Annotated in this window: 23 protein-coding genes; 12 read left to right on the top strand and 11 right to left on the bottom strand. The window is 67.7% G+C overall.

What is annotated here, in order from left to right; translation table 11 throughout:
• Positions 1 to 2: 2 nt before the first annotated feature.
• From ACFVVI_RS18755 to ACFVVI_RS18765, 3 genes are read right to left on the bottom strand one after another with little or no spacing between them, the layout of a single operon-like run.
• Positions 3 to 1,517, bottom strand: coding sequence for a tetratricopeptide repeat protein (locus ACFVVI_RS18755; protein ID WP_387446105.1), 1,515 nt, complete (start codon positions 1,515 to 1,517; stop codon positions 3 to 5).
• Positions 1,517 to 2,626: a hypothetical protein gene (locus tag ACFVVI_RS18760; protein ID WP_387446106.1), complete on the bottom strand. Its 1,110-nt coding sequence runs from the start codon at positions 2,624 to 2,626 to the stop codon at positions 1,517 to 1,519. The genes ACFVVI_RS18755 and ACFVVI_RS18760 overlap by 1 nt, the downstream gene beginning before the upstream one ends.
• Positions 2,626 to 3,933, bottom strand: a complete 1,308-nt coding sequence (locus ACFVVI_RS18765; RefSeq protein ID WP_387446179.1) for a hypothetical protein — start codon at positions 3,931 to 3,933, stop codon at positions 2,626 to 2,628. Before ACFVVI_RS18765 ends, ACFVVI_RS18760 begins: the two co-directional genes overlap by 1 nt.
• Before the next feature lie 158 nt (positions 3,934 to 4,091).
• On the opposite strand from ACFVVI_RS18765, the gene ACFVVI_RS18770 reads away from it, so the two are divergent.
• From ACFVVI_RS18770 to ACFVVI_RS18780, 3 genes are all read left to right on the top strand, one after another.
• A complete protein-coding gene (locus ACFVVI_RS18770) occupies positions 4,092 to 4,607 on the top strand; it encodes a lipoprotein LpqH (RefSeq protein ID WP_379315771.1) in 516 nt (171 codons plus the stop codon).
• 38 nt (positions 4,608 to 4,645) lie between these two features.
• Positions 4,646 to 5,446 (top strand): hypothetical protein, encoded by an 801-nt coding sequence (locus ACFVVI_RS18775; RefSeq protein WP_378989241.1) that lies wholly within the window; start codon positions 4,646 to 4,648, stop codon positions 5,444 to 5,446.
• 155 nt (positions 5,447 to 5,601) lie between these two features.
• Positions 5,602 to 7,662: a PhoX family protein gene (locus ACFVVI_RS18780; RefSeq protein ID WP_387446107.1), complete on the top strand. Its 2,061-nt coding sequence runs from the start codon at positions 5,602 to 5,604 to the stop codon at positions 7,660 to 7,662.
• Positions 7,663 to 7,729: 67 nt separating this feature from the next.
• Here ACFVVI_RS18780 and ACFVVI_RS18785 read toward each other — a convergent pair whose 3' ends face one another.
• Positions 7,730 to 8,464, bottom strand: a complete 735-nt coding sequence (locus tag ACFVVI_RS18785; protein WP_387446108.1) for a glycoside hydrolase family 25 protein — start codon at positions 8,462 to 8,464, stop codon at positions 7,730 to 7,732.
• A gap of 130 nt (positions 8,465 to 8,594) precedes the next feature.
• Between ACFVVI_RS18785 and ACFVVI_RS18790 the strand changes: the two genes are divergently transcribed.
• Positions 8,595 to 9,281, top strand: coding sequence for a pentapeptide repeat-containing protein (locus tag ACFVVI_RS18790; RefSeq protein ID WP_387446109.1), 687 nt, complete (start codon positions 8,595 to 8,597; stop codon positions 9,279 to 9,281).
• On the opposite strand, the gene ACFVVI_RS18795 is transcribed toward ACFVVI_RS18790, so the two are convergent.
• Together ACFVVI_RS18795 and ACFVVI_RS18800 are read right to left on the bottom strand one after the other, a co-directional pair.
• Positions 9,278 to 10,618, bottom strand: coding sequence for a glycogen debranching protein (locus ACFVVI_RS18795; RefSeq protein ID WP_378989237.1), 1,341 nt, complete (start codon positions 10,616 to 10,618; stop codon positions 9,278 to 9,280). The genes ACFVVI_RS18790 and ACFVVI_RS18795 overlap by 4 nt on opposite strands.
• Positions 10,619 to 10,672: 54 nt before the next feature.
• Positions 10,673 to 11,215, bottom strand: coding sequence for a DUF6069 family protein (locus ACFVVI_RS18800; protein WP_379318613.1), 543 nt, complete (start codon positions 11,213 to 11,215; stop codon positions 10,673 to 10,675).
• Positions 11,216 to 11,300: 85 nt separating this feature from the next.
• On the opposite strand from ACFVVI_RS18800, the gene ACFVVI_RS18805 reads away from it, so the two are divergent.
• The gene (locus ACFVVI_RS18805) at positions 11,301 to 11,990 is read left to right on the top strand and encodes an SDR family oxidoreductase (RefSeq protein ID WP_387446110.1); all 690 of its coding nucleotides are present in this window, start codon (positions 11,301 to 11,303) and stop codon (positions 11,988 to 11,990) included.
• A 194-nt stretch (positions 11,991 to 12,184) separates the two neighbouring features.
• Positions 12,185 to 12,973 carry a polysaccharide deacetylase family protein gene (locus tag ACFVVI_RS18810; protein WP_387446180.1) on the top strand — a complete coding sequence of 263 codons (789 nt, stop codon included), beginning with the start codon at positions 12,185 to 12,187 and terminating at the stop codon, positions 12,971 to 12,973.
• Between the two features lie 116 nt (positions 12,974 to 13,089).
• On the opposite strand, the gene leuS is transcribed toward ACFVVI_RS18810, so the two are convergent.
• The gene (gene leuS / locus ACFVVI_RS18815; protein ID WP_387446111.1) at positions 13,090 to 15,930 is read right to left on the bottom strand and encodes a leucine--tRNA ligase; all 2,841 of its coding nucleotides are present in this window, start codon (positions 15,928 to 15,930) and stop codon (positions 13,090 to 13,092) included.
• 95 nt (positions 15,931 to 16,025) lie between these two features.
• Between leuS and ACFVVI_RS18820 the strand changes: the two genes are divergently transcribed.
• From ACFVVI_RS18820 to ACFVVI_RS18845, 6 genes are all read left to right on the top strand, one after another.
• Positions 16,026 to 17,441 carry an RNA-guided endonuclease InsQ/TnpB family protein gene (locus ACFVVI_RS18820; RefSeq protein ID WP_387446112.1) on the top strand — a complete coding sequence of 472 codons (1,416 nt, stop codon included), beginning with the start codon at positions 16,026 to 16,028 and terminating at the stop codon, positions 17,439 to 17,441.
• Between the two features lie 152 nt (positions 17,442 to 17,593).
• Positions 17,594 to 18,001: an SdpI family protein gene (locus ACFVVI_RS18825; RefSeq protein WP_378989233.1), complete on the top strand. Its 408-nt coding sequence runs from the start codon at positions 17,594 to 17,596 to the stop codon at positions 17,999 to 18,001.
• A gap of 613 nt (positions 18,002 to 18,614) precedes the next feature.
• Entirely contained in the window at positions 18,615 to 18,908 is a 294-nt protein-coding gene (locus tag ACFVVI_RS18830; RefSeq protein ID WP_378989232.1) for a hypothetical protein, read from the top strand.
• A gap of 75 nt (positions 18,909 to 18,983) precedes the next feature.
• Positions 18,984 to 19,292 (top strand): hypothetical protein, encoded by a 309-nt coding sequence (locus ACFVVI_RS18835; protein ID WP_387446113.1) that lies wholly within the window; start codon positions 18,984 to 18,986, stop codon positions 19,290 to 19,292.
• A gap of 497 nt (positions 19,293 to 19,789) precedes the next feature.
• Entirely contained in the window at positions 19,790 to 20,041 is a 252-nt protein-coding gene (locus ACFVVI_RS18840; RefSeq protein WP_387446114.1) for a hypothetical protein, read from the top strand.
• 112 nt (positions 20,042 to 20,153) lie between these two features.
• Positions 20,154 to 20,501 (top strand): hypothetical protein, encoded by a 348-nt coding sequence (locus ACFVVI_RS18845; RefSeq protein ID WP_387446115.1) that lies wholly within the window; start codon positions 20,154 to 20,156, stop codon positions 20,499 to 20,501.
• An 89-nt stretch (positions 20,502 to 20,590) separates the two neighbouring features.
• Here ACFVVI_RS18845 and ACFVVI_RS18850 read toward each other — a convergent pair whose 3' ends face one another.
• From ACFVVI_RS18850 to ACFVVI_RS18865, 4 genes are read right to left on the bottom strand one after another with little or no spacing between them, the layout of a single operon-like run.
• Entirely contained in the window at positions 20,591 to 21,604 is a 1,014-nt protein-coding gene (locus tag ACFVVI_RS18850; RefSeq protein ID WP_387446116.1) for an aminotransferase class I/II-fold pyridoxal phosphate-dependent enzyme, read from the bottom strand.
• A gap of 11 nt (positions 21,605 to 21,615) precedes the next feature.
• Positions 21,616 to 22,629 (bottom strand): 3-oxoacyl-ACP synthase III family protein, encoded by a 1,014-nt coding sequence (locus ACFVVI_RS18855; protein ID WP_387446181.1) that lies wholly within the window; start codon positions 22,627 to 22,629, stop codon positions 21,616 to 21,618.
• 2 nt (positions 22,630 to 22,631) lie between these two features.
• Complete coding sequence (locus tag ACFVVI_RS18860) at positions 22,632 to 23,291, bottom strand: SRPBCC family protein (protein WP_378989227.1); 660 nt, start codon at positions 23,289 to 23,291, stop codon at positions 22,632 to 22,634.
• Positions 23,288 to 25,009, bottom strand: coding sequence for a thiamine pyrophosphate-binding protein (locus tag ACFVVI_RS18865; protein WP_387446117.1), 1,722 nt, complete (start codon positions 25,007 to 25,009; stop codon positions 23,288 to 23,290). Before ACFVVI_RS18865 ends, ACFVVI_RS18860 begins: the two co-directional genes overlap by 4 nt.
• Between the last annotated feature and the right edge of the window lie 57 nt (positions 25,010 to 25,066).

The following is a 25,066-nucleotide window of genomic DNA, read 5'->3' on the forward strand; positions in this document are numbered from 1 at the left end:
GTTCACAGCGCGATCACCCGGCTGTCGCGGACGGGGCGTCCGTAGCGCTGCTCGGCGTGGGAGATGAAGTCCGCCAAGACGATGCGGCCGCGGTCGGTCAGCCGGGGTGGTGGCGCGACGGGGATGCCCGCGGCGGCGGCGACATCGGCGAGCGCGGCGCCGAGTTGCAGGGCCGGTGTGGTGATCTGCTCGGCGGGCTCGGGATCGAACAGCTGGAATTCGAGGGTAGGCGCCGTGACGTCGGAGTACGCGGTGGTATCGAGAGTCGTCCCAGCACACTGTGTCTCGATCAGATCGCTCACCAGTTGACCGTTTCCGGCGAGCGCGGCGCATCGGAAGGCAACGCGCATGGCGGGTTCGGCGACGGTGCGGTGCCAGTGTTCACGCTGGTTGCCGTTGGGGAGGGTGTGGCGGACGGCGTCGATGGCGAGGGCGGCGGGGACCGCCAGGGACACCGCGCGGGCCACCAGATCCGGATCCGGTTGTGCCGCTTGCTCGATCGAGGCGTGGAGGAGTTCGGCGTGCCAGTAGTCGAGCTGGGCGCAGTGCATCCCGAGTCCCTGGGCGGCGTAGGCCGCGAACGAGGTGTCCAGTAGCTGCTCGGCGGCAGCGAGATCGCCTTCCGCACAGGCGACGGTGGCCAGGCGCAGCCGCACGTCCGCCGCGTCCACCACCGCGCCGGTGGAGTCGAACCGATCTAGTGCCCGTTCGTAATACGCACGCGCCGTAGCGAAGTCATCGCGGCGTTCGGCGAGAAAACCCATCGTCTTCGACCCGATCCCGGACCAGTGGCCCAGTTCACCGGCCTCGAAGAACTCCTGACTGGCCAGCAATGGCTCCTCGGCCTCGTCGAAATGCCCGGCCCGCACCAGCATCGTGGCCAGATTCTGCTGCGACTCCGCGACCGAGGCGGCCTCGCCCGCCGCGGCGAAGGCGGCTACCCCCTGCCGAGCGAAGTCGATAGCCAGTTCCCAGCGACCGGTCTCGAAGGAACAGGCCGCCAGGTTCATCAGCGGGTGACCGGCCAGCTCCGGCGCGAAACGCTCGGTCACACCGAGAGATTCGACCGCCAGCTCACCGGCGCGCGCCCACTGCTGCCGGTGCAGCGCGACCGCCGTCAGCGACAGCAGGCACGCCACCCGCAGCAGCCCCTGATCGGTGCTGTCGGCGAGCAGCACACGCGCCTGCTCGAGCACATCCTGCGCGGCATCGAACTCGCCCAGATGCTGGAAGGCCTGCGACAGATTCACCAATGCCGCAGGTCGCTGATGTGCGGCATCGTCGGGCATTTCCGCCAATGCCGTTCGGAACAGCACCACCGAGCGCCGATGCTCGCCGAGCTCGTCGGCCATACTCGCGGCGTTGATCAGCGCGGCGCTGCGCAATCGCGGCGCCGCACCGTCGGCCGCCCGCTCGAAGATCTCCAGTGCCGCGACCACATCGCCACGCTGATAGGCCGCGTACCCCGCGGTGAGCTGGGCGTCGTCGCGATCGGATGTCCTGCCCGTGGCCGCCATCAGAAGTCCTCGTCTGTTTCGGCGGCCGCTGTTTCGGCGCTCAGGCGCTGGTCGCCGGTGTGTTCGGTGAGCCGGGCGCGGGCGAATCGGCGGATCCGCTCCCGGGCGGCCGACTCGTCTTGCGGCGGATCGGCAGGACCGACACCGGGCACGAAAACGGTGATCTCCGGCAAGCTTTCCGGTGTGCCGGGGATTCGCGCCGAGCCGGTCCAGGCATCGCCCCGCAGGTGCAAGGGCATCTCGACATCGGGTCCCGGTCGGTCGTGCTCGGTGTCGGCGGGCAGCCGCACTCGAACCCGCGCGTGCGGCCGAAGGTGTTCGGGGACGAGTCGCCGGCAATCCGGCGCGGCGACCACGCTGACCCGCACCGTCGATACCCCGGCCGCGCGGGACACCTGCCACGACACGGCGTGCTCGCCCGCGTCGAGAATGCCGGGCGGGCACCGTCGCCAGTCCCAGCCACCACTGCCGCGCGCCACGATCAGCCCATCGGAGGAGTCGGCGCCGCCGGCCGCCAAGGCGTAGTCCTGCGCGCGGCCCCGTGATCCTGTCGACTCGCCCAGCGGCCGTCGCTCGTCGGTGGAGTCGGATAACCCGAAGTCTTCCTGCGTGCCCGACCCGCGATTCCCCGAGCCGGCGTCGCGCTCCGTGCCGTGCTCGCCGTCATCGCCGTCGACCGCCATCTCGCATTGCGCGGTGAGCATTCCGATTTCCTCGACCAGCAGCCGTGGATCCAGGGCGGGAATGCCGTCGATGGTCGACGCGGGCCACCACCGGCTCGCCCAGTGCGCGTAGGCGAGTCGCCGCAGGGCCGCCGCCGGCGCGCGTCGAGCGGGCGCGGCTGTCAGCGCCGCGGGCCGGTTGTCCGCGAGCGCCGAGGCGACCTCTTCGCCGTACACCGCCCACACCCAATCCTGTGCGGCATCGACGTCATCGAGTACCGCGGCGGGCACCGATTCGTCGTCGAACAGGCTCCAGCTCAGATGCCCGCCCACGACCTCGAGAATCAGCACATCGAGCCCTGGCGCGGCATCGGTGACCAGTGGCGTCCGCTCCGGAGCGATCACGAGCAAGCCCGGCTCCGCACGGCGCAGGTGGACGACTGTCATCAGCTGGCCCTCGCTTCCACATCGGCCACGGTGTCGGCGGTCAGCGCCTGTTTCACCCGGGTGCGGTGGTCCAGGATCACCGACCGGGCGACACCGTCGAGCAGATCCCACAGCTCACCGGGATCGAACACCGGCAGCTCGCGCACATCCCGACCGTGCAAACGCACCCACAACCTGCGCGAATACGGCCGCCACGGCGCGTGCAACTCGGCGGCCACCGCCGCGAGCGGTCCCGTCTGCCCGTCGACCGCGTGCACCGCGTACCGACGCGCCTGCAGCACATACCCTTCCCGCCGCCAGCGACCGTTGACCACGTCGTGCGCACGCGACGAAGGAGCCGGGTGGACCGCCGCCGGGGCACCGAACGGGGAGAGACCCAGCGCCAGTTCGGTACCCGCCGCCGCGGCGACCCGCAGCGATTCGTCGAGCAGTCCCCATGGCGAACAACTGCGCGAGATCTCCCGCGTGACCAGCTCCGCAATCTCGGGGAGGTCGGTCCGATCGATGCTGCCCTGCAACACCGTGAAGACCCGCTCGTACACGGTCCGGTCGAAGGGCAGACCGAGACTCGCGGTCGACGCGGACGCGCCGAGCTCGGGGCGCTGTGGGCTGGCACAGCTGGTGAGCCCCAGGTCGTCCGCGCCCGCGTCGGGATGCGCGAGCCACAGGGCGATCCCGCGCCGGGTGCCGGCACCGCTGTCGACGATGTCGTCGAACAGCGGCCCCGCATCGGCCGGATCTCCCGAACGGGCGAGCGTGCAGGCTTCGAGCAGCTCGGTCAGTTCGGCCGCCAGATCCCTTGCGCCGTAAGGGGCGAGCGGGCGGCGTGCCCAGGCGATGTCCAGCAGTTGCGCCAGTTCGGCCGCGCGAGCCGGGTCGGTGACATGGTGTTTCAGTGCGGCGGTGGTGCGCCCGCCGGTGCTGTCGTGGACTTCGCGCAGCGTCGCCTCGGCCCTCGCGTGCGCGCGGTCGCCCGGCGCACCGTCCACAGTCGCCAGCTCGAAGCAGCGCTGGAAGTACAGATCCTGGGCGTTGCCCTCGGTGATCCGCAGCCTGCGCCGCACCTGCTTCAGGACGACGAACCACGCCGCACACGCCCGCAGCGCATCGGACTGCGCGTGCAGCAGTGCCGTGAGCAGCGCGATCCCGTCCTCGTCGAGCATGCTCGACGACAGCCCGGGATGCTGCATCGGCCGCAGCACCAGCGGATCGAGAATCAACTTCACCGTCCGCCGCAACGGTCCGCCGTCGGCCCCGCTCAGCGCGTCGACTCCGTCGAGCCCTCGCCACACCTCATCGAGCACCATGGCGCGCGGTCTCCGCATCCGACCAGGTTATAGGTATTTTCGGCGGCTGGTGCGGCGGTTGCCGAGCGCGAAAGTTGGGATCGGTAGGCGGGTAAAGATTTCTACCTTTCTCTCAACGGGTTACCAGCCCGGTCACACCGAGAGAAACGGAAACCACCATGAACACCAAGCTGATCGCCGCCCTCGCCGCTTCCGCCGCCGCCACCGCGCTGTTCGTCACCGGTTGCAGCGACGATGCCGGCACCGCCTCCCCGAGCACCGCCGGATCGGCCGCTCCGGCCCCGGCCGCGGGCAAGTCCACCGCCACTGTCGACGGCAAGGAATTCACCGCGAAATTCGACACCACCTGTGCCAAGCAGGGGGGCACCCTCGCCCTGGCGCTCACCGACACGGCCAACGCCACCTACGGCAGCCTCTCGGTCAGCGCGTCGGTCGAAGGCGACAAGGTCCAGGCGGTCGCCATCGGCGGTAGCCAGGGCGGCGCCAACGGCCTGCCCTACGCCGTCGGCTACGGCAACGGCCAGCCCGGCGGTTCCGCGACCCTGGCCAAGGACGGCAACACCTACCGCATCACCGGCGAGGGCATCAGCGCCGACATGACCAACCCGCTCGCGGGCCCGTCGACGGCGAAGTTCGACATCACCTTCGCCTGCTCCACCATCGTCGGCGCCTGACCCTTCGCGACCCGGTCGCATCCATTCAAGGAGAAATCATGAAATCCAAGCTGCGTGCGGCCGCGGTCGCCTTCGGAATCCTCGCCATCGGCTACTACCTCTTCTACGGCCTCACCTACACCCCCGACGAATACACCGGCGCGATGCTCGGCTGGGTCGGTCCCCAGATGGCCCTGCCGATCATCGCGCTCACCATCGTCCCGATCGTCTTCGCCTTCACCGGCGACGGCATCCTCGAAGCCTTCACCGGCCGCAACAGCAGCGAGTTCCGCGACGGCGCGGTCGGTATCGGCACCATTACCTCGTTCCGGCAGACCGGCGTCTCGGTGAACGACCAACCGCAGGTCAAGATCGCTTTCCGGGTCGAGGGGTCCGACGGAAAGGTCTTCGACTCGCACGCCAAGATGATCGTGCCGCTCACCGAACTGGCCCTGCTGCAGCCGGGCGTCGTCCTGCCGGTCCGGTATCTGCCCGGCCGCACCGACAAGGTCGAGGTCGACCGCTCCGGCGACAACGGCGCCGCCCAGCGCGCGATGAACGAATCACTCATCCGCAAGGGCATCACCACCCGCGGCAAGCTCGACATCGCCGAACGCGGGCTGGCCGCCCAGGCCGTGGTCCGCAGCCTGGACGTCCCCGGCCGCATCCGCGGCGGCTACACCGAGATCGCGCTCGGTCTGGTGGTCACCCGCCCGGACGGCACCACCTTCGAGACCCGCGCCGAGAAGTACCTGCCGCCCACCGCGGTCGGGCACGTGCAGGTGGGCCGGATCGTGCAGGTGCACTATCTTCCGGGCAACGAGCAGGAAGTGGTGATCTCCCTTCCGGTCAACGCCTGATGACAACTCCCGCGCACTCGGCGCGCGCCGTGGCTGATCCATCCGTGATCGGTCACAGCGCGCGCCGAGTTTTGGTCGTCCGTTCATCTACGCGTTCCCGATGGCTCGCTTGGGCTGCTTACGGTGCCCGGAGTCCGTTCTACTCAGGAGTCACCGTGAGTCCGAAACCGCTCGCCCTGTTCGTCAAGCACGACGGTCAGTCGGCACGCGCCGCCCTGACCTGTGAATACAAGTGCGGCAACGCCTGCTTTCACGAGCCCCCGAACACCTCCGAGGGTGCCTACTTCGGTGACATCGTCAGCGGCCTCAACCGCCGTGGCCTGATCAAGGGCGGCGCGGCCGCGGTGCTGGCCGTCGGCGCCGCGAGTGCGCTGGCCGCCTGTGGTGACGACTCCGAGGCCGCGAAGACCCCGGCCCCGACTCCGGCCGGAACCCCCGGCACCGGAACGGCGTTCACCGCGGTGGCGCCGAACAAGGAAGACGCGCTGACCATTCCGGAGGGCTACGACCAGCAGGTCGTCATCCGCTGGGGTGACCCCCTCTTCGCCGACGCCCCCGCGTTCGACTTCGACAAGCAGACCGCCGCGGCGCAGCTGAAGCAGTTCGGCTACAACAACGACTTCGCCGCGCTGATGCCGATCGAGGGCCAGGCCAACAGCTACCTGCTCGTGGTCAACCACGAGTACACCACCGGTCCGATGATGTTCCGCGGGTACAACAAAGACGCCCCGACCGACGAGCAGATCGCGATCACCAAGGCCGCCCACGGCATGGCCGTGGTCGAGGTCAAGGGCGAAGCGGGCTCGGGCAAGCTCACCCCGGTTTTCGGCAAGTACAACCGCCGCATCACCGCCGACACCGAGTTCCTGCTCACCGGCCCCGCCGCGGGCAGCGCGTTCACCGTCACCGGTGCCGACCCCTCGGGCAAGAAGGTCCTCGGCACCTTCGCCAACTGCGCCGGTGGCGTGACCCCGTGGGGCACAGTGCTTTCCGGCGAGGAGAACTTCAACGGCTACTTCGCCAACGGCGACAAGGCCTCCGACCCGCAGGGGCGCGTCAAGCGCTACGGCTTCCCCAAGGGCGGCACGCCGAACCAGTGGGAGCGCACCGACAAGCGCTTCGATCTGAGCCAGGAACCCAACGAGGCCAACCGTTTCGGCTATGTCGTCGAGGTCAACCCGTGGGACGCCGCCGCCACGCCGATCAAGCACTCCGCGATGGGTCGCCTCAAGCACGAGGGCGCGTCGATCTACGTCACCGACTCCGGTGATGTCGTCTCCTACACCGGCGACGACGAGAAGTTCGACTACATGTACAAGTTCATCTCCTCACGCAAGATGCAGTCCGGCACCGGCGCTTCCGCGATGCGGCACAACCTGACCATCCTCGACGCGGGCACCCTCTACGTCGCCAAGCTCACCGGCGACCACGCCGACAAGATCGACGGCAGCGGAACGGTCCCCTCCGACAAGGGCTTCACCGGCAAGGGTCAGTGGATTCCGCTGCTCGAGACCGGCGACGACGGTAAGGGCAGGTCCCTGGTCGACGGCATGTCCGCCGCCGAGGTGGCGGTGTTCACCCGCCTGGCCGCCGACAAGGTCGGCGCCACCAAGATGGACCGCCCCGAGGACTTCGAGGCCAACCCGTTCACCGGCAAGGTCTACGTGGCGCTGACCAACAACGACAACCGCGCCAAGGACGACAAGCCGGGCGTCGACGAGGCCAACCCGCGCAAGCTGAACAAGAACGGCCAGGTCCTCGAGCTCACCGACAACCACACCGGCACCGACTTCACCTGGTCGCTGCTGCTGGTCTGCGGTGACCCCGCCGCCGCCGACACCTACTTCGCCGGCTTCGACAAGACCAAGGTCAGCCCGATCTCCTGCCCGGACAACCTGGCCTTCGACCCGTACGGCAACCTGTGGATCTCCACCGACGGCAACGCCCTCAAGACCAACGACGGCCTGTTCTCGGTGATTCTCGACGGCCCCAACCGCGGTGAGACCAAGCAGTTCCTCACCGTGCCCAAGGGCGCTGAGACCTGCGGTCCGATCGTCACCGAATCCCACGTCATCGTGTCGGTCCAGCACCCCGGCGAGGCCGACGACGCCACCCCCGACAACCCACAGTCCCACTGGCCCGACGGCGGCACCTCCCAGCCGCGTCCCGCCGTGGCGGTCGTCTGGAAGAAGAACGGCGGACGAATCGGCGTCTAGCCGGCTCCCGATCCGCTGACGAAACCGCTACTCGGCTGGGCGAGTGGCGGTTTTGTCATGTCTGTCCTCAGCTGCTGCCGAACATTCCCGACATGTTGGCGAAGCGGGCGAGGTCGCCTTGCGCGCCGCTGTAGATGTTGACGTCGGTGCCGCCGTGGATGCCGGGGACGGTGCCGCGGTCGGTGGTTTGCCAGAAGGTCCAGGCGGGCCAGTTGCCGGGGACCTCGGGCTGGTCGTTGCCGCTGTAGTCGGCGATCCAGAGCGGGTACCGGGTGAAGGCGCTGGTGTCGGCCATCGCGGTCTTCCAGAAGTGCGGATAGGTGTAGATGATGGGCGTGCGGCCGGTGAGGGTTTGCAGCGCGTTGAGGTAGCGGTGGGTCCAGTCGATGAGCGCGGCGGAAGCCAGGCCACCCGAGGTTTCCAGGTCGAGCACCGGGGGCAGGTCGAGGGGCCCGTTCTGGCCGAGGACCGTCGCCGCGTACATCGCGGCCTGCGGTTCGGGCGGCAGCTCGGGTCGCGCGAAGTGGTACGTCCCGCGCGCCACCCCGGCGGTCCGCATGAGAATGCTGTCCTGCACGAAGAACGGATTGATGTAGTGCAGGCCCTCGGTGGCCTTCACCATCGCGAACTGGTGTCCGGCCGCGCGCACCGCGTGCCAGTCGATCATCCGGCCGTCCACATGCTGCCAGGACGACACATCCGGCCCGCTGGGCTCCGCCTGCGCGGTAGCGGGAAGTGCGCAGACCAGGGCGATGAGCGCAACACAACCACGAACCGTCGAACTCCAGCGCTTGGTGTCCATGGCCGTCGACCGTAGTGACTTGTTGCCTGTGTGACCAGTGGTGTTGGTGTGTGTCTGTGAAAAGTTACCGAAAGCCTGTCGGCCCGTGCCCGTATCTTGGTGCGGACATCGGCTGACAGGGAGTGGTGGCATGGCGCGCAAGCGTGAGGTGCGGTTCGAACCGGCGGTGGCGAAGCCGGGGGCGCTGCGACCCGCGGTCTCGCCCGGCGACGATCCGATCGACGAACTGACCGTCACCGACGTCGAATATCGCGACGCGGATTTCGCCGAGCGTCACGTCTCCGGCATGAGCGTCGAGGCCTGCCTGTTCGACAGCGTTCGGTTTCCGAGCACCCTGCGCCACAGCACCATCGCCGAATCCACGCTGCGGGTCTGCGATCTGGCCAACGTTCAGGCCGATGACTCCTCGATGATCGAATCCCTGATCGAGCACGGTCGTCTCACCGGATTGTCGTGGACCGCAGGTGTTCTCCGCGACGTCCTGATCGACTCCACGCGCGCCGACCTGTCCTCCTTCGCCCAATCCCGCCTGCGCACAGTGGTGCTCCGGGACTGCGATCTACGTCAAGCCGACTTCCAGAGCGCCGAGTTCCGCAACGTCCGCTTCGAACGCTGCAACCTCGTCGGAGCCCGTTTCGCCGGTGCCCGCATCCAGCAGAACCTGCGCTTCGAAGACTGCGACCTCACCGGCATCTACGGCATCACCGCCCTGCGCGGCGCCACCATCAACGGCGGCGACCCGGAGGGACTGGCGTCGACTCTCGCGCGCGAACTCGGCATCACCGTCGAATGGCACACCGACATCGCGGAGAACTAGCCGAGCCAATCGAGCACCGAAGCGGCAGTCCAGGATTGCTGCATACTCCCCAGTGGAGCGCCGGTGAACGGCTCGTAGTACTCGGCGAAGCTGCCGTCACTGGCCTGGCGCAGGCCTTCGGCGCGGAGCATGTAGGAGCGCTCCGCCCAGCCACGGCGGGCGAAGGCCCAGGAGAACAGCCAGCTCATCACCGGCCAGACGGGGCCGCGCCAGTATTCGCGGGAGCGGAAGTCCTTAGCGACCGGCGAGGTGGACGGTGGCAGGGCGTAGCGCAGGTCGGGGTGGCCACAGAAGCGTGGGCCCTCGAAGGTGTTGAGGAGGGCGCGCTCGGCGTGGCGGGGCAGGCCACCCGAGATCAGCGGGGCGAACATGGCGAGGGTCTCGGTACTGATCCAGCGTTGCAGGCGGACGTCGTAGTCCTTTGCGGCGCCGGTCCGTTCGTCGGTGGTGGCGACCACGCCCTTGCGGAAACGGTCGGCCCAGCCGTGCAGTTCGCGGACGTCGGCGTGCGGTTGTTTGTACTCCTCGCCGATATCGGCGAGCACCTCGCAGGCCAGTGCGAAGATCGCCGACACGAACACGTCCTCCACGGCGAAACTCATCACCGAGGTGAGCTGGAAATCGTCGTAGTTCGCGCGCCGCATCTGCTCGACCAGCCACAGGTAGCGGTCGTACTCACGGTCGCTCGGCCGCTGGGTGGGGTCGGAGATGATCGAGGTGTCCGCCCGCCGGTACGGCGGAAGATCCGTCCCCGGAACAACATTGGCGTACGCGCGGTCCCAGCGCGGCGAGTTGTCCATGCCGGATTCCCAGCCGTGATACAGCGTGATCCGCCCGGTTTCCTTCGGGTCGCGGGCATGCGCGAGCCAGCGGTGCCAGCGCACCAGATCAGGCCAGCGGCGGTTCAGGAATTCCTCGGCGACCGCGCGGGTGGAGCGGCCGTGCCTGCGGGAATGATCGAGGATGCGCTGCACGGCGATGGCGTGCACCGGTGGCTGGGTGATGCCGGAGGTATCGGGGCCGTCGGGGGCGTTGCTGGCCAGCTTGCGACATTCCCACCGCGCGGGCCCGGGAAAGTATCCGTCGACACCGTTGGCGAACACGATGTGCGGGATCATCCCGTTCTTCCACTGCGCCGACAGCAGCGTGTCGAGCTCGACCACCGCCCGCTCCACGCTCAACGGCGCCAGCCCCACCGCCACGAACGCCGCGTCCCAGCTCCACATGTGCGGGTAGAGGCGGGGCGCGGCGCTGGTCATCGTGCCCAGGTCGTTGCCCCGCAGGAGGTAGGCGGCGCGGGCCGCGAGCTGCGTCGAGGTGAAACCTGGGTCGGTCATCTATCTATTCTGCGGTGGAGCAGGCCCGGTGGCATCTCGACGGCACTGTGACGATCAGTACCCGGCTTGACGCGACCCGTTCTGCGCCGCCGACCCGACCGAGCTGAGCATGGTGGTGATGCACAGCCCGACCAGCAGGTTGATCGCCGCGGTCGCGATCTTGGCGTCCAGGTCGGCGACCAGCGTGAACGGCAGAATCACCGCGACGGCCGTCAGGAGCAGGCAGATCCAGGTGAAGAAGGTGAGCGGGCTCGGCATCGCCAGCAAGAGCACCATCAACAGTGCTGTCGCCAGCAGCGCGGCGCCCGCGGCGGCGATGGCGTAGGAGGTGGTGGAGACGGTGCCGTACGCACCCGCGCCCTCGGGCGAGAGGATCGCGATGCCGAGCACACCGCGGATCAGCATGATCGCGACGACCACCAGCAACGCGGCCACGACGGCCGTGCCGATACCGCCTGCCCACAGCTTGCCCACATTGACCTTGGGCTCCGGTTCGCCCTGCGGATACTGGGGCTGGCCCTGGCCGTACTGGGGCTGGCCCTGGTGCTGGGGGTACTGCGGGTCCGCTGGTCCGTAGTTGTACCGGGGATCGGTCATAGTCCGACGGTACTAGTCGTCGCTGTCATCCGCGCGCGGAAACGGCCAGGGTGTCGAGATCTCCGTGCCCGCTAGCGTGGGATGTATGACGGTGACCAGTACTCCCGCCCAGACCGCTCTCATCACCGGCGCGAGCCGTGGACTCGGTGCCGCGATCGCCCGCGAACTCGCGCCCACCCACGACCTGCTGCTCGGTGCCAGAACCGCCGACGCGCTGAAGCCGATTCTCACCGAGCTGCCCGAGGCGACGGGCTGGCCGGTCGCGCTCACCGACTACCCCGCGGTGGCCGCGGCCGCCGAGCAGATCTCGCGACTCGACGTCCTCGTGCACAACGCGGGTATCGCCGACCTCGGAACGGTCGCCGAGTCCTCGGTCGAGCAGTGGCGCGAAACCCTCGAGGTCAACCTGATCGCGGTTGCCGAGCTGACAAGGGTGTTGCTGCCCGCACTGCGTGCCGCGAACGGGCACGTGGTGCTCATCAATTCGGGCGCGGGATTGCGCGCGCATCCCGGCTGGGGCTCCTATGCGGCCGGCAAGTTCGGGTTGCGGGCCTTCGCCGACGCTCTGCGTCAGGAGGAACCCTCGCTGCGGGTGACCTCGCTGTTCCCCGGTCGCATCGACACCGATATGCAGCGGGCGATCGTCGCCGACGAGGGTCGCGAGTACCGGCCGGAGGAGTTCCTCACCGCCGAAACGGTGGCCGGTGCCGTGCGAACGGCCGTCGACACCCCACGGGACGGGCATCCGACCGAGATCGTGTTGCGGCCGCGCTGACCGCGACGGGGCGATTCGGTATGGTCGCCGATAGCTGCGTCCAGGGGGTCGGCGCTGGAATTCGCACAGAGGTATCCGCTGGTTCAGGCGCTCGATGGATTCGGTGGGTACCGTGCCGCTGATTTGATCGTGCCCTGGCTCGTGGCGAGGTGCACCCGGTTCGAGTAGGGGTTCGGTAAGTGGATAGACGTCGAATGCTGGCGATGTTGGCCGCGGGTACCGCCGTGGCGCTGACCGGCTGCGCGACCGCCGAGGGCGAGACCGTCGCGGCGGGTTCCGGCGGCGAGATCCCCACGCCGCCGCCCGCCCCGACCCCCGTCCAGCCCCTGCTCCCGCCCCCGCCGGGCGGGCCGAAGTCGATCATTCCCCCGAAGCCCATCACCGCGCTGCCCGGCCAGGGGCTCACCATGGCACTGACGGTCGACGACGGCGCGAGTGCCGAAGTCGTCGGCGCGTACGTGAAATGGGCGAAGGACACCGGCGCCCGCTTCACCTTCTTCGTCACCGGCTACTACGACTCCTGGACCATCCACCGCGACGCGCTGCGCCCGCTGGTGGAATCGGGCCAGATCCAGCTCGGCAACCACACCTGGGACCACGCCGCCCTGACCAAGATCAGCAACACCGAGGTGGCCGACCAGCTCGGTCGCACGAAAACGTTCCTGCGCAACAACTTCGGCGTCGACGGTACCCCGTATTATCGACCGCCGTTCGGATACCACAACGCCACCGTCGACAAAGTGGCCGCCGACCTCGGCTACACCGTCCCCGCCATGTGGTACGGCTCCCTGTCCGACTCGGGTCTCATCACCGAGGAATACCTGATCGAGTGCGCGCACAAATACTTCGCCGCCCAGTCGATCGTCATCGGCCACGCCAACTTCCCACCGGTCACCCACTGCTACGGCCAGCTGGTCGACATCATCAGGTCACGCAACCTGGCGCTGGTCACGCTGAACGACGTCCTGGAAGTACGAAGCTGATCTCGCAAGAACATGGGTAACTCACCGGGCACGAGCTGACCCGCCCACCTCACAAAGCTTGCCGCGTCCCCAACTCTCCCCGTACCCGGGTCTGGCCGACAGACCCGGGGAGGCGGCTACGGCACGATGTTGACCATCTTTCCCGGCACCACGATGATCTTGCGGGGCGCCTGACCGTCGAGCAGGGCGATGACCTTCTCGTCGGCCAGGGCGGCGGCCTCGATCGACGCGGGGTCGGCGTCGGCGGGGACCTGGATTCGGCTGCGGACCTTGCCCTTCACCTGGATCGGGTATTCCACCGAGTCCGCCACCAGCAGTGCGGGGTCGGCGGCGGGGAAGGGGCCGTGGGCCAGGGAGGTGGTGTGGCCCAGGCGTTCCCACAGTTCCTCGGCGATGTGGGGAGCCAGCGGAGCGAGCATCAGCACCAGGGGTTCCACGGCGGCGCGGGGGGCGCCGGTGGGGTAGTTCTTGGTGAGATGGTTGGTCAGCTCGATCAGCTTGGCGCCCGCGGTGTTGTCGCGCAGCGCGGCCAGGTCCTCGTCGACGCCGGCGATGGTGCGGTGCACCAGGCGCAGGGTTTCATCCGAGGGTGCGGCGTCGGTGGCCTTCACCGTGCCGGTTTCCTCGTCGACCACCAGGCGCCAGACGCGCTGCAGGAAGCGGTGCGCGCCGACGACGTCCTTGGTCGCCCACGGGCGCGAGGTGTCGAGCGGACCCATCGACATCTCGTAGAAGCGGAAGGTATCGGCGCCGTAGAGGTCGCACATCTCGTCGGGCGAGATGGCGTTCTTCAGCGACTTGCCGATCTTGCCGTACTCCTGGGAGACCTCGATCTCGACGCCGTCGGCCCCGGTCCAGAAGAACTTCGCGTCACGTTCGACGACCTCGGCGGCGGGCACATACGCACCGCGCTCGTCGGTGTACGCGTAACCCTGCACGTAACCCTGGTTGTACAGGCGGCGGTAGGGCTCGCTGCCCGACACATCGCCCAGGTCGAAGAGCACTTTCTGCCAGAACCGCGCGTACAGCAGGTGCAGCACCGCGTGCTCCACCCCGCCGACGTACAGGTCGACACCGCCCGGATCGTTCGGGCCGTGCTCACCCGTGCGCGGGCCGAGCCAGTACTTCTCGTTCTCCTCGGCGCAGAACGTCTCGGCGTTGGTCGGGTCGGCGTAGCGCAGCTGGTACCACGACGATCCGGCCCAGTTGGGCATCACATTGGTGTCGCGGCGGTACTGCTTGGGCCCGTCGCCCAGATCCAGCTCCACGTTCACCCAATCGGTGGCCTTGGCCAGCGGCGGGGACGGCTCGGAGTCGGCGTCGTCGGCGTCGAAGGTGACCGGCGCGAAATCTTCCATCTCCGGAAGTTCCACGGGCAGCATGGATTCCGGCAGCGCGTGAGCCACGCCGTCGGCGTCGTAGACGATCGGGAACGGCTCGCCCCAGTACCGCTGACGGGCGAACAGCCAGTCGCGCAGCTTGTACTGGACGGTGCCGGTGCCGTGACCCTCGGCTTCGAGGTGGCCGATCATCGTCGCCTTGGCCTCGTCGACCGAAAGCCCGTTCAGGAAGCCGGAATTCACCAGCTTGCCCTCGCCGGAATGGACCGCTTCGGCGACGTTCCCACCGTCGATCACCTCGATGATCGGCAGGTTCAGCGCTGTCGCGAAATCCCAGTCACGGCTGTCGTGGCCGGGCACCGCCATGATGGCGCCGGTGCCGTAGCCGCTCAGCACGTAGTCGGCGATGAAGATCGGCACCTGCGAGCCGTCGGCCGGGTTGGTGGCGTAGGAGCCGAGGAAGACGCCGGTCTTCTCCTTGTTCTCCTGACGTTCCAGATCCGACTTCGCCGCGATCGACTTGCGGTATGCGGCAACGGCTTCCGCGGGGGTGGCGCTGTCGTTGGTCCAGCGGGCATCCGTATCGGCGGGCCAGGCGGCGGCGGTCAGTTTGTCGACCAGCTCGTGCTCGGGGGCCAGCACCACGTACGTCGCGCCGAACAGGGTGTCGGGGCGAGTGGTGAACACCTCGATGGTCTCGCCGTCGGCGTCGAACCGCACCTGGGCGCCACGCGAGCGCCCGATCCAGTTGCGCTGCATGGACTTCACATTGTCCGGCCAGTCCAGGGTATCCAGGTCGTCGACCAGACGGTCGGAGTAGGCGGTGATGCGCATCATCCACTGCCACATGCGCTTACGGAACACGGGGAAGTTCCCGCGCTCGCTGCGCCCGTCGGTGGTGACCTCTTCGTTCGACAGCACGGTGCCGAGTCCCGGGCACCAGTTGACGATCGAATCCGATTGGTACACCAGGCGGTACGAGTCGATCAGCGCGCCTCGCTCAGCGGCCGACATAGTGTTCCAGTCACCTTCGGGGACCGGACGAGCGCCGGTGGCGAACTGCTCTTCCAGCTCCGCGATCGGCCGGGCCCGACCGGCTTCCTGGTCGTACCAGGCGTTGTAGATGCGCAGGAAGATCCACTGCGTCCACCGGTAGTACTCGGGGTCGGTGGTGGCGAACGAACGCCGCGGGTCGTGGCCGAGGCCCAGCCGGTCCAGCTGACGCTGCATGGTCGCGATGTTGGCCTCGGTGGTCACCCGCGGGTGCGCGCCGGTCTGTACCGCGTACTGCTCGGCGGGCAGACCGAAGGCGTCGTAGCCGAGCGCGTGCAGCACGTTGCGCCCACGCATGCGGTGGTAGCGGCCGAAGACGTCGGTGGCGATATAGCCCAGCGGGTGGCCGACGTGCAGGCCCGCGCCCGAGGGGAACGGGAACATGTCCTGGATGAACAGCTTGTCGGCCGGCGTCTCCCCGGCGAGCGGCCCGACCGGGTTGGGCGCGTTGAAGGTGCCGCGCTCGGTCCAGTTCTGCTGCCAGCGGCGTTCGATCCGCCCAGCCAGCTCGGCGTTGTACCGGTGCTGAGGTACGTCAGTCTCGGTTGCACGAGTGTCCTGCACGGTCCTGCCTTCTTGTTCTCGCCGATCCCCGGTAAACATCGTCTAACAGAGTATCGGAGCAGTTATTGTCGGTACGTCCTGGCAGACTCCGGCGAATGGCACGCCACACGACGTTCCGATATCGCCTCGAACCGACGGTCGAGCAGCGATCGGTCCTGTCGCGGCATGCCGGCGCTGCGCGGTTTGCGTACAACCATTGCCTGGCCGGGGTGAAAACAGGCATGGACAAGCGCAGTCGAGATCCGGCTGTGAAAGTCCCGTGGTCAGGATTCGACCAGATCAACGCGTTCAATACGTTCAAGCGGTCTGAGCGGGCAGGACGGATGATCGCAGTGGATACGGCCGGTACAGCCGAGGTTGTAGAAATAGGATTGACCTGGCGAACGGCGGTTTGCCAGCAAGTGTTCGAGGAAGCCGCAGTAGACCTCGGCCATGGCCTGGCCGCATGGGCGACGGCCCAGTCCGGTACCGGCAACAAGGTCGGTTTTCCTCGGTTCAAGAAGAAGTCCGGGAAGCGATCGTTTCGTCTGCGCAACAAGTACGCCAGCGGCACTCGGCCTCCGATCCGAGTCGGTGCGGACACCACACCGCGGTCGGTGCGGTTGCCCGGGATCGGGGTAGTCGGGGTATCCGAGGACACCAGGCCATTGCGGCGAATGCTTGCGAAGAACCGGGCGAAGATCGTGTCCGCGACCCTCGTCGAGAAGGTCGGCCGGTGGTCGGTCTCACTGACTGTCGAAGCCTGCGACCGGCACGTCGGATTCAAGCATCCGGCTCGTGGCCAGAACGATGCTGGTGGTTGGGTCGGGGTCGACCGGGGTTTGTCGGCATTGATCGTCGCGGCTACGGCCGACGGCAGCGAGGTGGCGCGGGTTGTCGGCCGGCCCGCTCGCCTTGCAGCCGGGACCCGAAAGCAGCGGCAGCTGGCTCGGGATGTGAATCGCCGGGTGAAAGGATCACACCGCCGTCGAAAAGCTGTCGCGTGCCTTGCGCAGCATCATCGCCGTGTCCGCAATACGCGCGTCCACGCGCTGCATCAGGTGTCACATGATCTGGTCAAAACCCACGACCGAATTGTGTTGGAGAACCTGAACATCGACGGGATGCGTCGCAATCGCCACCTCGCACGTGCGATCAGTGACGCTGGATGGGGTGAGTTCGCCCGCCAAGTCCAATACAAGCAACAGTGGTACGGCGGGCAGGTATTGATCGCCGACCGGTGGTTTGCCTCCAGTAAGACCTGCTCGGGCTGTGGATCTCGTGTAGCGGCATTGTCGCTGGCCCAGCGGGTTTTTACCTGCACCGATTGCAAGCACAGTCTTGATCGCGATCTCAACGCCGCGGTCAATCTCGCCGCCTGGGGCGAAAGACAACTCCAGGCTCGGGAGCCCGAAGCGCGAGCCCCGGTTATCAATGTCCGTGGACGGGAAGGCTCTGGCCGACACTCTGGTGTCGGTGAAACCAGCCCGGAAGAAGCGGAAATCGACACTGACCCGGCATCGGCCGCGTAAGCGAGGACGTCCGAGAAGGACGGTGCCAGGAATCACCACCGTGATTCTCGGACACGCTGGAACAGCGTAGAACGTCGTAGGAATTGTGTGGGCCGTCACCCTGCCGGGGAGCTCTTGATCAGCCATTCGTACGGGTGCGCTAGCCTGCATGAATGGTCGTCGTCGCTCTCCTGTTGTTCGCGCTGGCCGCGGTCGCGATTGTGACCGGCGTGCTCGGACTGCTCGGCAAACTGCCCCGCAACCGCTTCCTCGGTGTCACCACCGAAGCCGCGCTGCACAGTGACGACAATTTCCGCATCGCCAACCGCATCGCCGCCCCCACCTCCGTCGGCGCGGGTGCTCTGCTGTTCGCCGGCGGACTGGTCGTGCTGGTCGCCGGTGGTCTCGCGAGCGTCGGCGTAGCCGCACTCGTCGCGGTCATCGCCATCTTCACCCTCGGCGCAGGCGCCAACGCCGCCGCCCGCACAGTAGAACCCCTCCTCCCGCCCGCCCCCGTCGGCGGCTGCGGCTCCTCCTGCGGCGGCTGCTCCCTCCGCGACACCTGCGCCCCCGCCAACTAACCCTCTAGCGGCAGGGTCCTGCGTTCCGGTACAACAGGAGGCAGGACCTTGATCGGGGGGAATTGTGAAGGTTGTTGGGGCTGGGCTTGTTCTTGCGCTGATCGGGGCGATCACTACCGGCTATTCGGCGACCGCGGGGATCGTGCTGATTGTCGTCGGGGCGGTCGCTGTGGTGGTCGGTGGCGTTCTCGCCTTTCGCGATCCCGGAGGTTCTCGGAAGTCGAAGCGGTGGTGGGCCGCGGGGTCGACCGCGGGCGGGGTCAGCTGGTTCGGTGACGGCGGCGGGCAGTCGCACGGCGGCGGTGGGGGAAACAGCGGCAGCGGCGGGCACGGCGGCGGCGGTTGTAGCGGTGGCTGCGGAGGCGGTGGCTGTGGGGGTGGCGGCGGCGAATGATCGCTGACCGCACCCTCGTCAGTGGTTGAACCACAAGGGGATTGCAAGGACGCGCGGTTACGGTCGGCCTCGACATACCGAAGGTAGGGCTCGTGCGTCTCAGCAATGTCGCCGCCACTGTTCTCGTCCTCTTGTCGGAGGGCTCGGCGTGGTGGGAATCGTGGCCTAGGTAATTCGGTGTCGCCGGTCTGCGGCGGCGCTCATCTCGGGGGAGGAACCATGGTCTTTGTCGTGGCGTTCATCGTCGCTGTAGTCGGGCTGTTGCTCGGCGGTGGTATCGGAGCAGTGCTGCTGGCGACCACGATCGTGCTGGTGCTGTTCGGGCTCGTCATGCTCGGTGCCACACCGGAAGCCAGAACCGAACGCGACGCGGCCGCGGTTCGTCGGGCGCGTCGGCGTGCGACGTCGGGGCAGGTGCGGCGTGCGACGAGCCGGAGACGGTCGGCGTGGTCGAGTGGAGGTGGCCGCAGTGATTCGTCGAGCGGTGACTATTCGTCGACCAGTGGTGATTGACGGTCGCTGCTGCGACATCGTTTTGCACGGAAAGCGTTCGGGTACAACGTAGTAACAACTGATCTGGGGGGAATCATGAAGGTATTCGGGCTCGGACTGGCACTGTTCTTCGTCGGATTGTTCATCGGCGCATTCGAACCGGTGCTCGGTGTGCTGGTCATCTTGGTCTCGGTGGGCTTCATCGCGACCGGTTGTGTCCAGCTCAACCGCGCGTCCGGACAACGACAGACGCACTCCGGCGGCCGCCGCGATCGGGGTTGGGCCGCGGGCGGAGCCGCTGCTGCGGGCACGTACGGCTCCGGCGACAGCGGTAGTAGCGGAAGCAGTTGCGGCGGCGGAGGCGGCGGCGGTTGTGGTGGGGGAGGCGGCGGCGGGGGCTGCTGACCGGGCGTTCTCACCGTTGGTCGGACGCAAGGGGATTGCAAGAACGCGCGGTTACGGTCGGCCTCGACATACCGATCCAGGTAGGGGGTCCCCATGAACTTCATCGATGTGATCGCCACGTTGCTCGCGATCGTCGTAGTCGCGGTATTTGCCGTTCTGGTCATCGGAGGTCCGGTGGTGATCATCGGGATGATCATTCGGGCGACCGATACCCCGGCCGACAGGACCAGGCGCGCGCAGCGGGCCGCGAATCTACAGCGGGCGCGCACCCACTCGCGGGCACGGCGCTCGGGCTCGAGTGGCTGGAGCTCCACGGACAGCAGCTGGTCCAGCGGCAGCGCCTGGTCGGCGAGCAGCGACTCCGGATCCAGCAGCGGCAGCAGTTGCGGCGGCGGCAGTAGCAGCAGTTGCGGTGGGGGAAGTAGCTGCGGTGGGGGAAGTAGCAGTAGTTGCGGCGGCGGCGGAAGTAGCTGCTGATATCTGAACGGACAATCTTCATGCTCTACGCTGCGGGAATTCTGGTAGCTCTGGTCGGGCTGATCGCCGCCGGCCATTCGCCGCTGGCCGGCCTCGGCCTGCTGGGCTTCGCGGTGACACTGCTGACGATCGGCGGTGTGCTGAGTTTCCGGAATTCGCGCCGCTTGCGGTCGAAATACCAGCGTCTGCGGATCGATACCGGCGGCAAGGCCGGTCGACGAGGGATCGACGACGCGGACTCGCTGAGCTCGACCTACGGCGGTGGCGACTGAGGACTGGTTGCCGCGTCGGGCTGCCTGAAAGCGAATTGCAAGGACCAGCGATTACGGTCGGTCCAGACATACCCGGTCGCACCACGCGTTCGACATTCGCAGGAGGTTTCCGATGGCAGCTACGCGTTCTGACCTGCGGGGGAGCAGGGAGTACATGGCCGGGGCGCTGGTGCTGCTGATTGTCGGGCTGATCTCCGCGGCATACGGATGGATGTTCACGGCGGCGATCCTGTTCGGCTCGCTGGTGTTCTTCGTCATGGGCGTCACCCGGATCGTGCTGCGGCCGAAGCGGGGCACCGGTGGCGCTGCGCGCAGGTCGGGATGGCTTGCCGCGGGGAGTGCCGGTGCCGGGTTCGCCGGGACCGACGGAGGCAGCGGTGATGGTGGCAGCGGGGGTAGTTGTGGTGGCGGGAGTGGGTGCGGCGGCGGGGGCGGCTGTGGTGGCGGCGGCGGGTGCTGAACCGCGGATGACCGGGACCTGGTGGAGGGGGCCGGGTCCCGGTCGTGGTGACCCGGCCGGTGGCCGGGTCGGGTTCCGTTGTCGACGGGTTACCGCAGGTCTACGAGGGCGGCGTGGACGGCGTGCCCTGCGGCGGGATCGCCGACCGTGATGCGAGCGCTGCCGTCCGGGTAGGCCTTCGCTTTGATACCGGCGCGGCGCAGGGCGGTGGCCACGCCGGGTCCGGGGAGATAGAGGAAGTTCGCGTGACTGGGCGGTACGTCGATTCCGCAGGCACGCAGAGTGATTCGCAGGCGGTCGCGTTCGCGGTTGATGCGGTCGACCCGGTCGCGGAGTTCCGTGCCCGCCGCGTAGGCGGCGCGCACCGCGGCGATGGACGCGGTGGGAGTGCCGAAGGGCAACTGCTGGTGGCGGATTCGTTCGATCAGTTTTCCGCGGCCCACGCAGTAGCCGATCCGCAGCCCGGCCAGTCCGTACGCCTTCGAGAAGGTGCGCAGGATCAACAGATTCGGGTGACGGTGCAGCAGGGTGTGGATATCGAGACGGTCCGCCGGATCGAGGAATTCGACGTAGGCCTCGTCGAGGAGCACCGGTACGCGGTGCGGTATCGCGGCGAGGAAGGAGCGCACCGCCGTCGCGTCGAGGACGGTGCCGGTGGGATTGTGCGGGCGGCACAGCACGACCAGGCAGGTGCGCCGGTTCACCGAGCGGCGCATGGCGGTCAGATCCTGATTGCCGCCGGAGTCGAGGGGGATCGGGACAAGGGTCATCCCGGCCATCTCGGCCATGATCGGGTAGCCGTCGAAAGTGGGTGTGCCGGTGAGAAGTTCACCGGTGCCGAGCGCCCGCATCACCTGCATGGCGACACCGGTGGCCCCCGCGCCGACCACCACATCGTCGGGCGAGACCCCGAGGTGGTCGGCGATCACCCGCGGCAGTTCCTCCGGCAGGAACTCCGGATACCGGTTGGCCTGGGTGAGCGCGGCATTCACCGCTGCCAGCACGGAGGGCAGTGGGGGAAAGGGGTTCTCGCTGAGACCGAGGTCGAACAGCGTGGGTGTCGCCGTGGCATGGAACCGACGGGAGGGGATCGTCGGTTCCACCAGCCGCACAGTCATCGCGCCGCGCCCCAGCGAATAGCCGCCGCACCGGCGAAATCACCCGCGTGCGCGAACGCCGACAGCAGAACCACCGACCCGTTGCGCAACCGGCCTGCTCGGTTCTCCGCATCGAGAGTGACGGGAATGCCCGCGGCGAACAGGTTTCCGCACTGGTCGAAGGTATCGGGATGGCGTTCGGCGGGCAGCTCCAGCGCGTCGTGCCAGTTGCGCAGGAACAGCCGGTTCGGCTGATTGGTGACGAAGGTGTCGATATCGCTGCTCTTCACCCCGATCCGTTTGCAGACCTCCAGCGCCACCTCCGGCACCAGCCGATTGCCACGCGCGAACACCTTGGTGATCTTGGATTCGGAGAAGCTCACGCAGCCCTGGCCCTCGCCCGGCTCCCAGTACTTGCGCGGACCGTTCGTGGAAAAGTCCATGTCACCGGCGAATTCAGGATAGGTGCGGGTTTCGATATCGAGGATCGGGCCCGAATCATCCTTGCGCAGCAGGCCGATTCCGCACCCGTCGCCCGGCACCGGCGCCTGCGCCAATTTCCGGATATCGGGCTGGGTGAACACCGGGCCCGCACAATTCTGCGCGGCGACGATCAGCGCGGTCTTCGCCTCGCTGGTGGCCATCATCATCCGGGCCATCGCCATCATCTGGACGAACGCGGCGCACCCGCTGTTGTGCACATCGAGTACCTGCGACGGACGAGCGCCGAGCCGGCGAGCCAGTTCGGGGCCCGCGCCGAGCACCGGATTGTCGGGCAGTTGGGTGTGGGTGATGATGATGTCGATCTCGGACGCGAGGTCGGCGCCGTGGCGTTCGCGCAGCTGGGCGAAAGCCTGCTCGGCCATGTCGACGGCGGTTTCGTCGCGGCCGATGTGATGACGGCCGGTCGGCGAACGGAACATCACGTTCTTCGCCATCCGCTCCGAGCGGGAGAACTGGGTGAAGTAGTCGGTCGGGACGGGGTCGCCGGGCAGATAGCTCGCGACGTCGATCAGACTCACCTGCGGCATGTTCACTGCATCCACTCCGGCTTGATCGGCAGCCCGTTGGCCGCGCGGTATTCACAAATGGCTTTGAGGTTGTCCAGCTCGAGCTGGTGTCCGGCGGAGAACATCTCCCAGAAGTCGCCGACCCAGACGGGCCGCTTCGGCGGCGCGGTTTCGGGGTAGCCGTTCTCGTCGTAGAAGGGGTGCTTGCAGTTGATCCACGTCACCACCGAGCCGGGTTTGTTGAACACCACCTGGGCGTCGACCACCCGCATCAGGTAGATCATCCAGAGGTGCTCGGACTGGTCCCACGCGCAGTGATAGTCGACGGTCATCGCGTCGGGATGGGCGACGGTGCGGGTGAAACACTTGGTCGCGTCACCGAGACGGTCGTAGGACAGCCACAGGCCGGGCTCCTCGGTCTCGGTGAATCCGCGCAGGCTGTAGGTCCATTCCTCGAGCGAGCGGGTGTCGGCGAGGTATTCGTAGACCTCACGCGGCGGGGCCGCGATGTAGGTCTGCACGGGGCAGTAGTCGCCGAAGATCTGGTCGTGCGGATACACCGACCTCAGCATGTCCATGATGATCGGCGTTGTGGTCTCGCGGTCGGAGTTCTCGATGCGGAGGACGCCGGGCACCACCTCCTCGGGGATGTCGGACAGGGCAGGCAGGGCGCTGGTGGTCACGGTGTGCTCCTGGATGATTCGAGGGCTGACAGAAAGGGGAGGAAAGGCGGGACTTCGTCGGGGTCGCAGAGGATTTCGAGGAACGACGGCCCGGTGGCGGCGAAGCTGAGATCCAGTGCGCCGGACAATCGGGGTGCGTCGGAGACGGTGCGGGCGGGCAGCCCGGGGAACATGGCGGCGATGCCTGCTCCCAGATGTGACGGCTGAAAACGGTTGAAGCTGTAGCGGTCCCGGTAGTAGAGCTGTTCACGGGTGACGCACATGGCGTGCGCGTTGTTGTTGAACACCACGAAGGTGATGGGCAGGTCGTGTTCGATCGCGGTGTGGATTTCCATGCCGTGCATGAAGAACGAGCCGTCACCGGCGATGACGACGGTGCGGTGCGGGCCGTCGGGCGCGTCGCGGCGGGCGAACGCGGATCCGATACCCGCACCGAACGCGTAGCCCATTCCGCCCATCCCGAGTGCGACCGTGAAACGTCCGCGCTCGGGTACCCGTAGGTAATGCACCACTGAAGCGCCGGTGTTACCCGCGTCGGCGAAAATGTCGGCGCCCTCGGGCAGCGCGCGCTGGATCGCCTCGACGACGGTGCGATAGCGCAGGCCGGGTCCCGCCGCTGCGGGGACGGGCATCGGCGTGAGCTCGGCGGAACCCCGGCTTGTTGTGGCCCCCGCTCCGATGTCGGCCAGCAGCGTCGCGATGGTTTGCGCGAGATCCGCGCTGGTGGCGTGGGTGGCCGCGAGGTACGGCGCATGTGCGCCGATGCTGAGGACCGGCAGGTCGGCGAGGGCCGCGTCGAGCCCCGCGCGGGCAGTGACCGGGAGGCGGGTGCCGACGAGCAGGCAGGCGCTGGCCGCCGACAGGGCTTCGACCAGCTCGGCATGGCCCATGCTGCCCGCCACACCGCAGTAGCCGGGACCGGTGTTGGAGTACACGTCCTTGGCATCGGGGGCCACACCGATGGCGGCATCGAGTGTAGCGACCAGTTCGGCGAGTTCCGCACGGGCATCGTCGCGGGCGACCTGGTCACCGGCGATGATCACCACCTTCCCGGTGCGCTGGGCATTGGTGAGTTCGGTCGCGATCGTGTGCGGAGACGTCGCTGCCGGCGAAATCGGCGAGGCGCGATCTGGCCGTACTCCGTCGGATGGGGTCGCAACGGTGTCGAACTGTCGCGCGACGATGACATCCGGCATCAGTTGCTGCTGAACATCTTTCGGTATCAGCAGCACCGCCGGTCCACCACTCTCCGCGGCTGTGATCGCCGCGGCGAGCTGTGCGGGCAGCTCGAGCGGATCGGTCACCCGAGCGCAGTACTTGCTGATCGTCGCGAACAACGCTGCCGCGTCGATGGATTCGGACAAGCCGCTCGAATCCTGAAACGCGCCGAGACCTTCCAGGCTGGTCGGCGGCTGTCCGATCAACGCCAGCACCGGAACCCGGGAGGTGAACGATTCGGCAAGTCCGGCAACGAGATTCACCGCACCACCGCCGGACGTGGCGGCCACGACACCCAGCCCGCCGGTGCTGCGCGCATATCCGTCGGCCATGGTCGCCGCGGAGAACTCGTGCTTGGCGACGATGCCGGCCGGTGCGCCGTCCGCCTCGAAGATCGCGTCGTAGAGGTCCTCGATATTGGCGCCGTCGACGCCGAAAATCTGGGTGATTCCCCGGTCGGCTACCGTTCGTACCAGGTAGTCCACCACTCTGTCCGGCATCGGACCTCCTTCTCCGCGACGAAATGTGACGCTGTGGTGCACCGCGTCTGATGGGGT

Origin of the sequence: Nocardia sp. NPDC058114 (genome assembly GCF_042884695.1) — a bacterium.
Classification (GTDB): Bacteria; Actinomycetota; Actinomycetes; order Mycobacteriales; family Mycobacteriaceae; genus Nocardia.